Below are 13,731 nucleotides of genomic sequence, written 5' to 3'. Positions count from 1 at the left end.
CACCGCGTCTCGAGGGGCGGTTCTGACCGCCCCTCAACGCGAGGTGTCATTCGGGGTTGACTCAAAAATCAGTCGCCGCCACACTTCCTGCGTCTCAACGCGCCGCTGACCTCATCCTTTTTCACTGAGGGCGGGCAGCGAGCCGTCACGCAGGAGTGGCCATGTCCGCCGGGATCAACACCTACAAGACCGACCTTCGAGAGATCTTCTTCACGCTGTTCGAGCAGTTCGGCTTCGGCCAGGTGGCCGGCCAGGCGCCGTTCGATGCCTGGGGTCCGGACGAAGCGAAGGCGGTGCTGTCGGAGACCTACCGCTTCGCGCGCGAGGTGCTCGGGCCCCTCAACTCGGTGGGTGACCGGGAGGGCTGCCGGGTGGAGAACGGCGCCGTCTTCACGCCGACGGGCTTCAAGGACGCGTGGAAGAAGCTCTACGAGCAGGGCTTCAAGACGGTGGGCGTGAGCCCGGAGCACGGCGGCCAGGGCTCGCCGATGATGCTCCAGGTGACGGTGGAGGAGCTGCTGTCGGGCGCCAACTCGGCGTTCAACATGTACCCTGGCCTGGCCTTTGGCGCGGCGGAAGTTGTCGCGGAGTGCGGCACGCCCGCGCAGCAGAAACAGTTCGTGGAGCGCATGCTCAACGGCACGTGGGGCGGCACCATGTGCCTCACCGAGCCGCACGCCGGCTCCGACGTGGGCGCGGCCAAGTCGACGGCCCGCCGCAACGGCGACGGCACCTACAACATCCGCGGGACGAAGATCTTCATCTCCGGCGGCGACCACGACATGGCGGAGAACATCATCCACCTCGTGCTCGCGCGCATCGACGGCGCGTCGCCGGGCACCAAGGGCCTGTCGCTGTTCATCGTCCCCAAGCTGCGCATCAACGCGGACGGCAGCTCGGGCCAGCCCAACGACGTGGGCGTGGGCTCCATCGAGCACAAGATGGGCATCAACGGCTCGGCCACCTGTGTCATCAACTTTGGTGAGAACGACAACTGTGTCGGCGAGCTCGTGGGCACCGTCGAGCACGTCGGCATGAGCCAGATGTTCAAGATGATGAACGGCGCGCGCATCGCCGTGGGCATCCAGGGTATCGGTCTGGCGTCCGCCGCGTACTACAACGCGCTGGACTACGCGAAGGACCGCAAGCAGGGCTCCCACTTCACCAAGTGGAAGGACCCCACCGCGCCCCGCGCCGCCATCATCGAGCACCCGGACGTCCGCCGCATGCTGCTGGACATCAAGGCGCACGTGGAGGGCATCCGCTCGCTGATCATCAAGCTGGCCATGCACCTGGACAAGGCGCGCCAGCTGGCCGGCAAGGACGACGACGCGGCCACCTACCACAAGGGCCAGGTGGAGCTGCTCACCCCGCTGGTGAAGGCCTACAGCTCCGAGCAGGCGTTCCGCCTGTGCGCGCAGGCCATCCAGATCTACGGCGGCGCCGGCTACATCCAGGACTACCCGGTGGAGCAGTACACCCGCGACTCGAAGATCTTCTCCATCTACGAGGGCACCACCCACATCCAGGCCATGGACCTGGTGGGCCGGAAGATGGGCCAGGCGGGCGGCATGCACTTCCAGCAGTTCATGGGCGACGTGGGCTCCTTCATCGAGGCCCACCGCGAGCACGCCGTCTACGGCGAGGCCGTGAAGTCCCTGGCCGCGGCGCAGGAGGCCCTGATGGCCAGCGCCATGGTGGTGTTCGGCTGGTCGCAGGACGGCAGCAAGTTCCCGCTGATTCCGCTGTCCGCCAACCGCTTCCTCAACATGATGTCCGAGGTCGCCGTGGGCTGGCTGCTGCTGGACGCGGCGCTCATCGCGGAGAAGGCGAAGGCCTCCGTCTCCGCGGACCACCCGGACCACGCCTTCTACGAGGGCAAGAAGTACAGCGCCCTCTGGTACGCGCGGAACGTGCTGCCCAACGTGGAGCAGGCGGCGAAGATGCTCACCATGGAGGACACCTCGCCCATGGACATCTCGGACGCCGCCTTCGCGTCCGTCTGAGCCCGCGCCTCGCTGAATGGCGGGGCGCCTGAAGCATCAAAGGCCACCCGGGCTCGCTGCCCTGGGTGGCCTTGGTGTTTCCAGCGGGGAGGTGTTGCTTATTCGCCTTCGCGCACGCCGATGGCCAGCTGCGCGAGCCCGGCCTTCTTGGCCAGCTCCATCACCTGCACCACGGTGCCGTGGGGCACGCCCTCGTCGGCCTGGACGATGACCACCGTCTCTTCGTCCTTCTGCCTGGCGTCATCGAAGGCCTGCTGCAGCTCGTCCTGGGAGACGACGTTGCCGGCCAGCATGAAGCGCCCGTCCGCGAGCACCGCCACCGACAGGTCCGTGGTGCGCGCGGTGACGTCCGCGGCGCCGCCCTTGGGCAGGTTCACCTTGAGGCCGGCCTTGGCGCCGCCGCCCGGCCCCTGCTGCACGATGACGGAGCTGGTCACCATGAAGATGATGAGCAGCACCAGGAAGATGTCGGTGAGCGGGGTGATGTTGATTTCAGCGAAGACGCCATCCTCGGAGCCGTCGTCGCTGCCCGGAGTCTTTCCCATGCCCATGGTGCGTTCTCCTCCGGCCTAGGCGGGCTGGGCGTCCGTGCGCGTGGCGGGGGCGGCCTGCGGCTCGGGAGACATGGGCTCGGACGGCGGCAGGCCGGCGGCCCGCTCCTTGAGCAGCTCGACGAACTCATCGCCAATCAGGCGCAGCTCCACCAGCACGCGGGACAGGCGGGCCTGGAAGTAGTTGTAGAAGACCATCGCCTGCACGGCGACCAGGATGCCCACCGCGGTGGCGACCAGGGCCTCGGAGATACCCGTCATCACGGCCACGCTGCCGCCCGTGCCGCCCGCTTCCACGTCCAGGCCCAGGTCCTTGAAGGAGCGCATGATGCCGGCCACGGTGCCGAAGAGGCCCACGAAGGGCGTAATCGAGCCGATGGTGGCCAGGATCCACAGGTAGCGGCGCAGCTTGAGGGCCACCTGGGCACGCTCGCGCTCCACCGCGGCCTCGATGCCAGCGCCCCCGGCGGTGCGGCTGCGCTCCATCCGGTCGAACCCGGCCAGGAAGATGTCAGCGGCCACCGCGTCGGAGCGCTCGGCGGCGGTGCGGGCCGCGGCGACATCCCCGCGCAGCAGGTGTTTGTTCACTGTCTCACCCAAGGCACGTGAACGCTCGCCCACGCCCCAGAGCGCGATGATGCGCTCGACGGCGACAATCAGCGCCGCGACCGAGGCGAAGATGAGCATGGCGAGGGTGACGCCACCCAGGCGGAGGTAATGGAGGATGTCGTTCAGGCTCATTGGTGGGTGACCGGGCAGGGCGGCTTGGCCCAGACTAGGACATATGAACCGCGCAGCCGTCGCAATCTTCCTGGTAGTGCTCTGTTCTGGCTGTCCCAAGCGAATCGAGTTCGGCCCTGAAGGCGAGCTCACGGATGCGGACACCGTCTATCAGCGCGTCGTGAAGAACCAGGAGAACGTCGTCACGCTGGAGGGGGACGCGAAGCTGCGCGCCGAGCTGCCCGACCAGAGCGGCACGCTGAGCATGTTCATCGCCGTCACCCGGCCGGCTATGCTGCACCTGGAGACGTTCGACTTCTTCAACAGGCCGCTCGCCTCCCTGGTGTCCGACGGACAGCGCTTCGGGCTGTATCAGGCGGATACGAACACCTGGTACCAAGGCCCCGCCAGCCCCGCCAACGTGTCCCGCTTCCTGCCGGTCATGCTGCCGGGCGAGGAACTGGTGCCCATCATGCTCGGGCAGGTGCCGCTCATCCCCCCGGAGCGGATGACGCTGGAGCTGGACCGCAAGAAGGGCGTCTACGTGCTGACGCTCTTCCGGGGCCCGGCGACCCAGGTGCTCGACGTCCACACCAAGTACCTGCGCGTCATGAAGAGCCAGGTGCGGGGCATCCCAGGGTACGACCTGGGCTTCGAGGACTTCCTGGAGCAGGGCGGGCTCATCTTCCCGGGCCGGGTGTCGCTGGAGGCGAAGCAGGCGAAGACGAAGCTCCAGGTCCGCTACCAGCAGATCAAACTCAACGCGCGACCGGACCTCACACTCTACGAGTTGGTCCCCCCGAGGGAGCCCGGGTGGTGGAGGTGGATGAGGCCGGCCGGGAGCTGCCCGCCGGGGCGCCCGCCTCCGGGTCGTCCGCGCCCCTGGCACCGGGTTCCTGACCGAGCAGGCGCGGAAGAAGGGGCGCACGCTGCCGAGACAGTCTAGAGTGCGCGCCACGACATGGCACAGATCAAGCTTGGTGAATTGCTGATCAAGGCGAACGTGCTTCAGGAGAGCCAGCTGAAGGCCGCGCTCGCCGAACAGGCGAAGTGGGGCGGCAAGCTGGGCGAAATCCTGGTCAGGATGAGCCTCGTCTCCGAGGACATCCTGGTGCGCGCCCTGTCCAAGCAACTGGGAATGCCGGCGGTGAACCTGGATGCGGTGCAGATGGTGCAGCCGCACGTGAAGGCGAAGATCCCGGCCCAGACGGCGCGGGACTTCTCCGTGCTGCCGCTGCAGGTGAGGGATGACGGCAAGTCGCTGGTGGTGGCGATGTCGGATCCGCTCAACGTGCGCATGCTGGACGAACTGCGCGCCATCACCAAGTGCCGCATCATCCCCAACGTGGCGGGCCGGACCTCCATTGCCCGGGCCTTCGCGCGCATCTACGAGCAGAACCACGAGCTGGAGGACGCGGACACCAACTTCAAGGTGGTGGACGCCCAGGGCCGCACGGTGGTGAAGAACCTCAAGGACCTGGACCCGGCGGCCGTGGCGACCGCGCCGCGCGCCGCTCCGGCCTCGGCCCGTTCCGCTCCAGCGCCCGAGGCTCCCGCCGCCCGTCCCGCGGCGGCCTCCGGCAGCCCGGCGGAGCTGCTTCGCAGCGTGGAAGAAGTGCAGCGCAAGGAAGTCGCCGCCCTCAAGGCGATGGTGGAGTTGCTCATCGAGAAGGGCGTGTTCAGCCGCGAGGAGTACCTCGCGAAGGTCAAGCGGTAGTCCCCCATGCGCAAGAAGATTGGTGAGCTGCTCGTCGAGGCCGGCGTCGTGACGGAGGAGCAGGTCCGCGTGGCATTGGGACGCCGGGGCGCCTTCGGGAGTCAGCGCCTGGGTGAGGTGCTGGTGGCGCAGGGGCTGTGTACGCCCACGCACATCGCGCAGGCCCTGTCCGCCCAGCACGCGCTTCCCTTCGTGGAGCTGCCGGAGGAGATTCCGGCGAACGTCGCGAGTCTGGTGTCCTTGGACTTCCAGTCCGAGCACCGCATCGTGCCGTTCCGGATGGAAGTGGAAGGCCGCAGCGAGCGCATCCTCGTCGCGGTGGATGACCCGGCGGACGTGACGCTCGTGGACGAGCTGCGCTTCCAGCTCCGCAAGCAGATGCGCGTCTTCGTGGCGGCTTCGGACGACCTGGACGCCGCGCTGGCGCGGGCCCGGGGCGAGCCGCTGGACATCGTGGAAGCCGTGGCCCTGGAGGACGAGGACGGTGCGCCGCCTCCGCCCGTGGCCGCTGGCGCGCCGCTCGAATGGGATTTCCCGGAGGCTCCGAAGCCCGTGCCCAAGTCCGTACCGCCGTCTCCGCCCCCCGCTGCGCATCCCCCTCGCTCCGAGGCTCGGCTTCGCCCCCGCCGCCGCCGCCGGAAGCCACCGACGGCGACGCCGGCGCGGACGCGCTGGATGACCTGCTGGGCCGGAAGGCCTCGCCCCCGGTGCGGCCCCCGCCGCCTCCGCCTCCCGACGCGGAGGGAGACGGAGCGGAGGGCCGGCCGCGCGTGCCGGTGGTGATGTTCGGAGGGGCGGCGCAGGGCTCGCGGCCGTCGGTGCCGCTCACGCCCACGCCTCAGTTCTCCGACGAGGACCTGGCCATCCTGGACGACATCGAGCGCATCTCCCGCGGCGAGGATGCCTCGCTGGACACGGAGAAGGTGAAGCCGGCCCGCATGGTGGCCAGCCTCATCCGCCTGCTCATCCGCAAGGGCGTCATCCAGGAAGGGGAGTTCCTGGAGGAACTGGCCCAGAAGTGACCGCCGCCGTGACGCCCGCGGGCCAGGAGCTGTTGCTCGACGTCCGAGGGCTGACCACGGAGCTGGCGCTGGAGGCGGGGCCGGTGCGCGCGGTGGACGACGTGTCCTTCGCGCTGCCCCCGGTGGAACGCTGGGCGTGGTGGGGGAGAGCGGGTGTGGCAAGAGCCTCACGGCGCTGTCCCTGCTGCGGCTGGCGCCCGAGCCGCCGGTGCGCGTGGTGGGCGGAGAGGTGCGCTTCCAGGGCCGGGACTTGCTGGCGCTGCCGGAGGCCGAGCTGCGCCGGGTGCGCGGCCGGCACGCGGCGATGATCTTCCAGGAGCCGATGACGTCGCTCAACCCGGTGTTCACCGTGGGCGAGCAGATTGCCGAGGGCGTCCGGCTGCACCTGGGCGCTTCGCGCGCGCAGTCCCGGGACAAGGCCGTGGAGATGCTGCGGCAGGTGGGCATCCCCGCGCCGGCCGAGCGCGTGGACGCGTATCCACACCAGCTCTCCGGAGGCATGCGGCAGCGGGTGATGATGGCGATGGCGCTGGCGTGTGACCCGGCCTTGCTCATCGCGGACGAGCCCACCACCGCGCTGGACGTCACCATCCAGGCGCAGATTCTGGACCTGCTCGCGCGGCTTCAGGCCGAGCGGGGCATGGCGGTGCTGCTGATTACGCACGACCTGGGCGTGGTGGCGGAGAGCTGCGACGCGGTGGTGGTGATGTACGCGGGCCGGGTGGTGGAGCGCGCCCCGGTGCGAGCGCTGTTTTCCCAGCCCGCGCACCCGTACACCGCGGGCCTGCTGCGCTCGATTCCGTCCAGGCGCGACGTGGGCGGCGCTCGCGCCACCCGGGCGCGGCTACGGGCGATTCCCGGCAGGGTGCCACCGCTGCGGCAGTTGCCTGTCGGCTGTGCGTTCCGGGAGCGCTGTGAGCGCGCGCTGGACATCTGTGCGCACGCGAAGCCCGCGCTGACCTCGCCGCGAGAGGGGCAGTGGGCGGCCTGCCACAACCCGGTGCCCGCGCCATGAGCTCCACACCGCTGCTCCAGGTCCGCGACCTCCAGGTGCACTTCCCGGTGCGAGGCGGCGTGCTCGGCCGGGTGCGCGGCGCGGTGAAGGCCGTGGACGGCGTGGGTTTCGACGTCAGGCGCGGGGAGACGCTGGGGGTGGTGGGGGAGAGTGGCTGTGGGAAGAGCACCCTGGGGCGCGCGGTGCTGCGGCTGGTGGAGCCCACGGCGGGCTCCGTTCGTTTCGACGGGCAGGAACTCACCGGACTGTCCCAGCGCCAACTGCGGCCGCTGCGCCAGCGGATGCAGTTCGTCTTCCAGGACCCGTATGCCTCGCTCAATCCCCGGATGACGGTCCGGGAGATTCTGGAGGAGCCCTTCGCCATCCACGGGCTGGCCCGAGAGCCGGGGAGCGGGAGCGCGAGGTGGCGGAGTTGGTGGACGCCATGGGGCTGCCGCGCGAGGCGCTGGCGCGTTACCCCCATGAGTTCTCCGGCGGGCAGCGGCAGCGCATCGGCATCGCGCGAGCGCTGGCGCTGCGGCCCGACCTGGTGGTGGCCGACGAGCCCATCAGCGCGCTGGACGTGTCCGTGCAGGCGCAAATCGTCAACCTCCTGGTGGACCTGCAACAGGCGCGGGGCCTCACCTACGTCTTCATCGCCCACGACCTGAACATCGTCGAGTACGTGTCCACCCGGGTGGCCGTCATGTACCTGGGCCGCATCGTGGAGCTGGCCCCGGCCGCGTCGCTGTACCGTCAGCCGCGCCACCCGTACACCCAGGCGCTGCTGTCCGCGGTGCCCGTCCCGGACCCGGGCCACGCCCGGACGCGCCTGCTGGTGCCGGGCGAGCCGCCATCACCCCTGGCGCCGCCCCCGGTTGCACCTTCCATCCGCGCTGTCCGCATGCCATGGAGCGGTGCCGGCGCGAGTCGCCCCCGTCCTATGCGCTGGGCGGTGGCCACTTCGCCGCGTGTTTCCTGGCGGAGGCCGATGCGCGCGAGGCCCCGGCCGCAGCCCCTTCTGGAGGAAGTCCCGGTGTTCTGGCTCAGCCATCATCATCCGGATGAGTACAACCGCACCTACCTGTTCGGCGGCGTGCGCGTGTGCGCGCGCTGCCTGGGGACCTATCCGGTGCTGCTGGCCGTGATGGTGGGCCTGTTCGCCGTGCGCGCCCCGCTGCGGTGGGCGCTGGACGTGCCCGCCGTCCTGGCGCTCACCGTTCCCGCGCTGGCGGACTGGGCGGTGGGCCGCTTCCGGCCGGCGTCGGGGAGCAACGCGGTGCGCACCCTGACGGGCGTGCTGCTGGGAGCCGCGCTCGGCCGCTCCCTGTACGTGCACCTGCAGCAGCCACTGCCGGCGGTGCTCCTGGCGCAAGGCGCGCTCGTGACAGCGGTGGCCGTCCCTGTCATTCTCGCCACTTACCAGAGACCTCGCCGGGGATAGACCCTGGCGGCCCGTCGCACGTTCACTGTGCACGGGTGGCGGAGTGGGCCGGGTGAGGGTGGCTCCAAGGAGAGTTGGGGGAGTGTTGGGACCGGAAACCTCAGACGAGCGGCTGATGCTCGCCTTCCAGGCGGGGGACGCGCGCGCGTTCGAGGCGCTGGTGCGCAAGCACCGGACGCCGGTGTTCAACTTCATCCTCCGTTTCACGGGGCACCGGGCACGGGCGGAGGACGTGCTGCAGGAGACGTGGCTGAAGGTGGTTCGGAGCGCCGGCGACTACACGCCCAAGGCGAAGTTCACGACCTGGCTCTACACGATTGCGAGGAACCTCTGCGTGGACAGCGCGCGCAAAGAGAGCTACCGCCAGGCGTCTTCCCTGGAAGCACCCGCCCCGGGAGCGGAGCGGGACGAGTCGCGCCCCCTGGGGGAAGGCCTGCCGGACGCGGGGGCCAGCCCGGAGCGCGGTGCCTACAACGCCCGGTTGCGTCCCCTGTTGGAGCGAGCCCTGGCGACGCTCCCGGACGAGCAGCGTGAGGTCTTCACCCTGCGCGAGTACAGCGGCATCCCCTTCAAGGACATCGCGGAGGTGACGGGAGTGTCCGAGAACACGGTGAAGAGCCGCATGCGCTACGCGCTCGACGGGCTTCGCCGCCGGCTGGCGGAGATGGGCGTCGACGGCGACCTCGCCGAGGACGGAAGGACGGTGGTGGGATGAAGCCGCAGAATCCGCACGCGCAGGAGGACCGGCTGCTCGACTTCGCCTATGGCGAACTGCCGGTGCCAGAGGCCCGCCTCGTGGAAGCCCACCTGGAGAGCTGCGCCCGCTGCACCCAGGCCCTCGACGACATTCGCGGGGTGCGCGCCACCATGTCCCAGCTGTCGGTGGAGCCCGCTCCGGACGCGGGGCTGGAGTCGCTGATGGCCTATGCCCAGCAGGCCGCGCGCCGCGCCGCCGCGGGTCCCGCGCCGAAGCCGTCCCGCTGGCGCCGGTGGTTGTTGCCCGTGGTGGGCCGGCCTCCGTGAGCACCTTGGGCCTTCTGACGCTCGAGGCCCGGTCGCCCGACCTCACGCGGCCTGACTTGAGCGAGGCGAAGGTCGCGGTCGCGAAGGAGGAGCTGGTGGCTTCTCCGTCCGCCGATGGTTTCGCGCCGGCCGCGGCCGCGCCGGCCCCTCGGCGGCGCCCACTCTTCCCGCCGAGGCGGAAGCGGCGGGTTACACCGCCCGGGACATGGCCGCGCCGGCGAAGTCGAAGGGGGCCGAGCGCTCACGGGAGCAGCGGCTGCTCGCGGAGGACTGGGCCAACGCTGGGAGTGGCGGCGGGCTCGACATGCGGAATCGCCGTGAAAGCGAGAGCAAGGCGAAGCGTGGGCCGCCCGCCGCTGCTCGCGCACCCAAGGCCGATATGCAGGCCGCGCTGGAGCCCGCGCCCATGGCGCAGGAAGGGGCGCCGACGTCGCTGGACGAGGAGTCCAAAGTCGCGAGCGAATCCATGGACCTGCAGACGTCGCCGGCGGACTCGGACGACGCCTTCGCTGGTCGGTTGGAGCGGCGCGTCGCGGACTCGCAGGCACCTCGGTCCGTCCCCCGCGCGACTCGCTGCGCCTGGGAGCCAAGTCGCCAGCGGCGCGGGGCGCTGCCTACGACGAGGAGCTGGACGCGTCGGAATCCAAGGACACCCTGGGCGGCGTCGCCGCCCCGGCCAAGGCCGAGCCTCAGCGCCCAGCGCCGGCACCGGCCACGAAGAAAGTAGCACCCACCGCCGCGCCGCCACCGCCCCCGTGGAGCGCGCCACCGTCGCGGACCTGTCGCGCCAGGCGCGGGCGGCATTCGACGCGGGGGAGGGGGCCCGGGCGGCTGGGCTGATCCGCTCGGCCCTGGCCTCAGGGGCGACTGGGCAGGAGCGCTGGACGCTTTTGAACCAGTTGTGCGAGTTTGAGTTCGCGCTGGGTAGGCGTGCCGAAGGACTCGAGGCTTGCAACCTCGTGATACAAGAGGCGCCGGCCTCGGAGGCTGCCAGATCGGCGCGCCGGCGGGTGGCTCGCGAGTCATCGGCGAACGAGCTGCCCTCTAAACCCGCGAAATAGCGGGACAAGTTTTCTCATCAAATGGGAGGGAAACGTAGGCGCAGGTCTGTCCATTTGACCGATGCGCTTCTGACACCAGTCCCCGGATAATGGTTTCATGGGACAGGAAGCACAGGAACCGCGGGCGCAGGGGGCGTCTCGTCGGCAGTCGGGTCAGGCCGCGGTGGAAGCGGCGATGATCATGCCGCTCGCCGTCTTCATGACGCTGGGGATCATCCAGCTCACGATGATGCAGCACGCGAAGCTGATGACGGAGTACGCCGCCTACCAGGCCGCGCGTGCCGGCATCGTGTGGAACGGCAACAACGAGCGCATGCATGACGCGGCCATCGTGGCGTTGCTTCCCACCATGGGGCGTACCGACGACATCGTCGAGTTGGGGAAGACGTTCGTCCTCCACCAGCTCTACGACTCCGGCATGCGCATGCTGAACTTCGGTGGCGGCCGCGTGCCCCGGACGGTGAACGGCTCCAACCTGTTCGGCGTCATCCGCGTGGACACCATCAGTCCCGCGTACTTCACGCCCATCGATTCGATGTGGAAGCTGCGCAGCGGCTACAACTGGCAGGAGCTGGACTTCGACGGCGCGGACTCCTTCCCGGAGGTGCCCTCGTTGGAGAACCACATCCGAAAGTTCTTCAACCTGCCGGAGCCTGACGACGCGGAGCTGGTGTTCCGCAAGTCCACGCGACTGACCATCCGCCTGCGCTACTGGTACCAACTGCGCGTGCCGTTCGCGAACTCCATCATCTTCTACTCCTGGTTCGCCTCGAACGCGGGCATGGCGCTGCGAGGCGCCATTGACCGCGGCACCGTGGACCCGCGCGCGAACATGATGAACCGGCGTGGCAACCTCAACCCGCTGCTCGCCGGCGCCCGCGGTATCGAGCACGAGATGGGGTACGACTCCGTCTATCCGCTCGAGATGACCGTGCTCTGGATGCTGGCCAACGGCAGCATCCCGCTCGTTTCCGACCTGGCTGGCAAGCGGTACTTCATGCCGCTGACGGCCACGTACAGCATGCGCATGCAGTCCAACTTCCACCGCAAGTGGATCATGCACCTGAACCCCGACTGGGGTCTGTAAGAGGAAGAGGACTCCCGACCCATGTTCACCCGGACCCTCCGACAGAGTTTCCGCCGCCAGGAAGGCCAGGCCTTGGTGCTGGCCGCCCTGATGGTGTTGATCATGTCCATCGCCGTGTTGACCACGGTCAACATCGGCCACACGGTGCATGAACGCATCCGCCTGCAGAACACGGCGGACTCCGCGTCGTACTCCATGGCCGCCATGGAGGCGCGCGCGTTCAACTTCTACGCGTACGCCAACCGCACGCAGGTGTCGCATTACGTGTCGGCGATGATGTGGCAGTCGCTGCTGTCACTCATCTATTCCGCCGAGGCGTTCCTCACGGACATCTACGGCTTCATGCGCACGTTGAATCCATGCGCGGGCAAGACGAACAACCTCTTCTGGAAGATCGCTTGTCCCATCCTGGAAAACGTCATCCCGTATGTAAGCGCGGTCATCAAGGCCATTGGCCGGATCATGACCGCATACCGGAACTACTTCCTCAGACCCATCCAACAGGTCATCACGCGGCTGAATCCGGACCGGATCATCGGTGAGTGGATCATCCCCGCGCACCGGGTGATGAACGGCGTGATGTACTTCGCGTCGCAGGCGGTGATGATGTCCGCGTCCACGCACGTGACGCAGACCACGCAGACGGTCATCGACGACAACGACAGCAACATCTCCTCGCTGGCCAGCCAGTTGGCGACGGGTCTCTACAGCCAGTGTCTCTTCAGCCAGGCGCACAGCCCGCACGCGGGTGGCAAGCCGCTGGCGCCGAACACGTGGAAGAACCCGTTCGGCGCGCTGGACGTGACGAAGAAGGCCGCCAACGACCCCATCGCCCGCGCCAAGCGCTCCATGGGTGGCATCACGAACGCCACGCGCTACGCGTGTGACGCCAACGGCGGCGCGTGCCCCCAGGGCTTCATCACCAGCCGCCGCATGGGTGACCTGCTGCCGCTGCCGGACATGCTCAGCTTCATGCGGGACTTCTTCAATGGCGGCGTGGACATCCCGGGCATCTTCGAGTTCGGCAAGATTGGTCAGACGCGCATGCTCTCCACGGGCTTCCCCAACGCCAACGCGGTCCGCGCTGGCCGCGGTCCCGGTCAGGAAGGCCGCAACTACATCCGCGACTGGAACGACAACCTGAATCCCTGGGGCATGACGGCCCAGGGCGACAACATCGGTTCGGACGACCCGTACTGGCTCAAGTTCGGCCCGCCGGAGATCGATGTGGGTGTGGGCAAGGCGGACAACCCGGTGTCGTGCACCAAGAAAGACGACTACTGGAAGTGCTTCGGCGACAACCGCAAGGGCAAGGGGGACAACGGCACCTCCAAGCTGCCGTACAAGCACATGACGAAGACGAGCATCTGGGCGCTCAACGACACCGACAGCGGCCGTCACCGGGGCGGCGTGCACTGGCGCGTCAACTACCCGAGCAACCCGGAGCACTGGTCCGGCCACATGCGGCCGGGTGGCCCCGAGCGCGACGTGGGGCTGCACCGCTCGAAAATCTGCGTGTTGGAGCTCGCGTTCGTGTGCTGGGCCCGTACGGACGTCTTCGCGGCCAACGTGCGGCCGGTGCAGGATGGTCACCACCGCTGGGGCGGCTTGACGCCGTTCATGCACTTCGAGCCCGGCCAGCTCGGCTCGGTGTGCAACCCCACCGCCAACGCGTCCATGAGCGACGCGTCCAAGCGTCAGGCGGACTTCAACCAGCCCACCGCCTGGGTCGCGTTGAACAAGGATCCGGAGCAGGTCGTGAACCGGGAGAACAAGGACGGTACCGGCACCAACGCGCCCGCCCTGTTGAACGATGAGGGCAAGGTGAAGTTCGCCTTCACTCCGGACACGGACGGCCTGGAGATGCTGAACAACCGGAAGAAGTTCCTGGGCCTGGTCGAAGGCCTCAACGTCATCTCCCGCGGCCAGGCCTACTACCACCGTCCCGGCAACTGGGCGGAGCAGCCCAACTTCTTCAACCCCTACTGGCGCCCGCGTCTGGCGTCCGTGTTCCAGGGCCGTCACTCGCTGCCGAAGATTGGTGAGATGATGGACGCGCTGCCCGGACCGCTTCAGGGCATTGCCCCGAAGATCATTACGCACTGA

The 13,731-nt window shown here is 68.8% G+C and carries 12 protein-coding genes and 3 pseudogenes; 13 read left to right on the top strand and 2 right to left on the bottom strand.

The window, feature by feature from the left end:
* Positions 1–161 precede the first annotated feature (161 nt).
* On the top strand, positions 162–2,006 hold the full coding sequence (locus QEG98_RS24900; RefSeq protein WP_090494308.1) for an acyl-CoA dehydrogenase: 1,845 nt from the start codon (positions 162–164) through the stop codon (positions 2,004–2,006).
* 98 nt (positions 2,007–2,104) lie between these two features.
* Here the strand turns inward: QEG98_RS24900 and QEG98_RS24895 are convergent, their stop codons facing one another.
* Entirely contained in the window at positions 2,105–2,557 is a 453-nt protein-coding gene (locus QEG98_RS24895; RefSeq protein ID WP_011554662.1) for an ExbD/TolR family protein, read from the bottom strand.
* Positions 2,558–2,575: 18 nt separating this feature from the next.
* Positions 2,576–3,298: a MotA/TolQ/ExbB proton channel family protein gene (locus tag QEG98_RS24890; protein WP_090494307.1), complete on the bottom strand. Its 723-nt coding sequence runs from the start codon at positions 3,296–3,298 to the stop codon at positions 2,576–2,578.
* Positions 3,299–3,341: 43 nt separating this feature from the next.
* On the opposite strand from QEG98_RS24890, the pseudogene QEG98_RS24885 reads away from it, so the two are divergent.
* The 12 genes and pseudogenes from QEG98_RS24885 (at position 3,342) to QEG98_RS24830 (ending at position 13,731) form a co-directional block, all read left to right on the top strand.
* A pseudogene (locus QEG98_RS24885) lies at positions 3,342–4,177 on the top strand (DUF4292 domain-containing protein).
* 61 nt (positions 4,178–4,238) lie between these two features.
* Positions 4,239–4,994, top strand: coding sequence for a general secretion pathway protein GspE (locus QEG98_RS24880; RefSeq protein WP_090494303.1), 756 nt, complete (start codon positions 4,239–4,241; stop codon positions 4,992–4,994).
* Between the two features lie 6 nt (positions 4,995–5,000).
* Positions 5,001–5,777: a hypothetical protein gene (locus QEG98_RS24875; RefSeq protein WP_316563083.1), complete on the top strand. Its 777-nt coding sequence runs from the start codon at positions 5,001–5,003 to the stop codon at positions 5,775–5,777.
* Positions 5,765–6,016, top strand: coding sequence for a hypothetical protein (locus QEG98_RS24870; RefSeq protein ID WP_316563082.1), 252 nt, complete (start codon positions 5,765–5,767; stop codon positions 6,014–6,016). The genes QEG98_RS24875 and QEG98_RS24870 overlap by 13 nt, the downstream gene beginning before the upstream one ends.
* Positions 6,013–7,031 (top strand): annotated as a pseudogene (locus QEG98_RS24865) (ABC transporter ATP-binding protein). The gene QEG98_RS24870 and the pseudogene QEG98_RS24865 overlap by 4 nt, the downstream one beginning before the upstream one ends.
* Positions 7,028–8,078 (top strand): annotated as a pseudogene (locus QEG98_RS24860) (ABC transporter ATP-binding protein). Before QEG98_RS24865 ends, QEG98_RS24860 begins: the two co-directional pseudogenes overlap by 4 nt.
* A complete protein-coding gene (locus QEG98_RS24855) occupies positions 8,047–8,454 on the top strand; it encodes a DUF2085 domain-containing protein (RefSeq protein ID WP_011554655.1) in 408 nt (135 codons plus the stop codon). Before QEG98_RS24860 ends, QEG98_RS24855 begins: the two are co-directional and overlap by 32 nt.
* An 82-nt stretch (positions 8,455–8,536) precedes the next feature.
* Positions 8,537–9,169 (top strand): RNA polymerase sigma factor, encoded by a 633-nt coding sequence (locus QEG98_RS24850; protein ID WP_026113989.1) that lies wholly within the window; start codon positions 8,537–8,539, stop codon positions 9,167–9,169.
* Complete coding sequence (locus tag QEG98_RS24845; protein WP_316563081.1) at positions 9,166–9,477, top strand: anti-sigma factor family protein; 312 nt, start codon at positions 9,166–9,168, stop codon at positions 9,475–9,477. Before QEG98_RS24850 ends, QEG98_RS24845 begins: the two co-directional genes overlap by 4 nt.
* Positions 9,478–9,682: 205 nt before the next feature.
* Positions 9,683–10,204, top strand: coding sequence for a hypothetical protein (locus QEG98_RS24840; protein WP_316563080.1), 522 nt, complete (start codon positions 9,683–9,685; stop codon positions 10,202–10,204).
* 431 nt (positions 10,205–10,635) lie between these two features.
* Positions 10,636–11,625, top strand: a complete 990-nt coding sequence (locus QEG98_RS24835) for a TadE/TadG family type IV pilus assembly protein (protein ID WP_090494293.1) — start codon at positions 10,636–10,638, stop codon at positions 11,623–11,625.
* 21 nt (positions 11,626–11,646) lie between these two features.
* Entirely contained in the window at positions 11,647–13,731 is a 2,085-nt protein-coding gene (locus tag QEG98_RS24830) for a Tad domain-containing protein (RefSeq protein WP_316563079.1), read from the top strand.

The organism is Myxococcus sp. MxC21-1 (assembly GCF_032612255.1).
Lineage (GTDB): Bacteria > Myxococcota > Myxococcia > Myxococcales > Myxococcaceae > Myxococcus > Myxococcus virescens.
The sequence above is the reverse complement of the archived record's forward strand: the minus strand, read 5'-3'. Positions and strand labels throughout refer to the sequence as shown.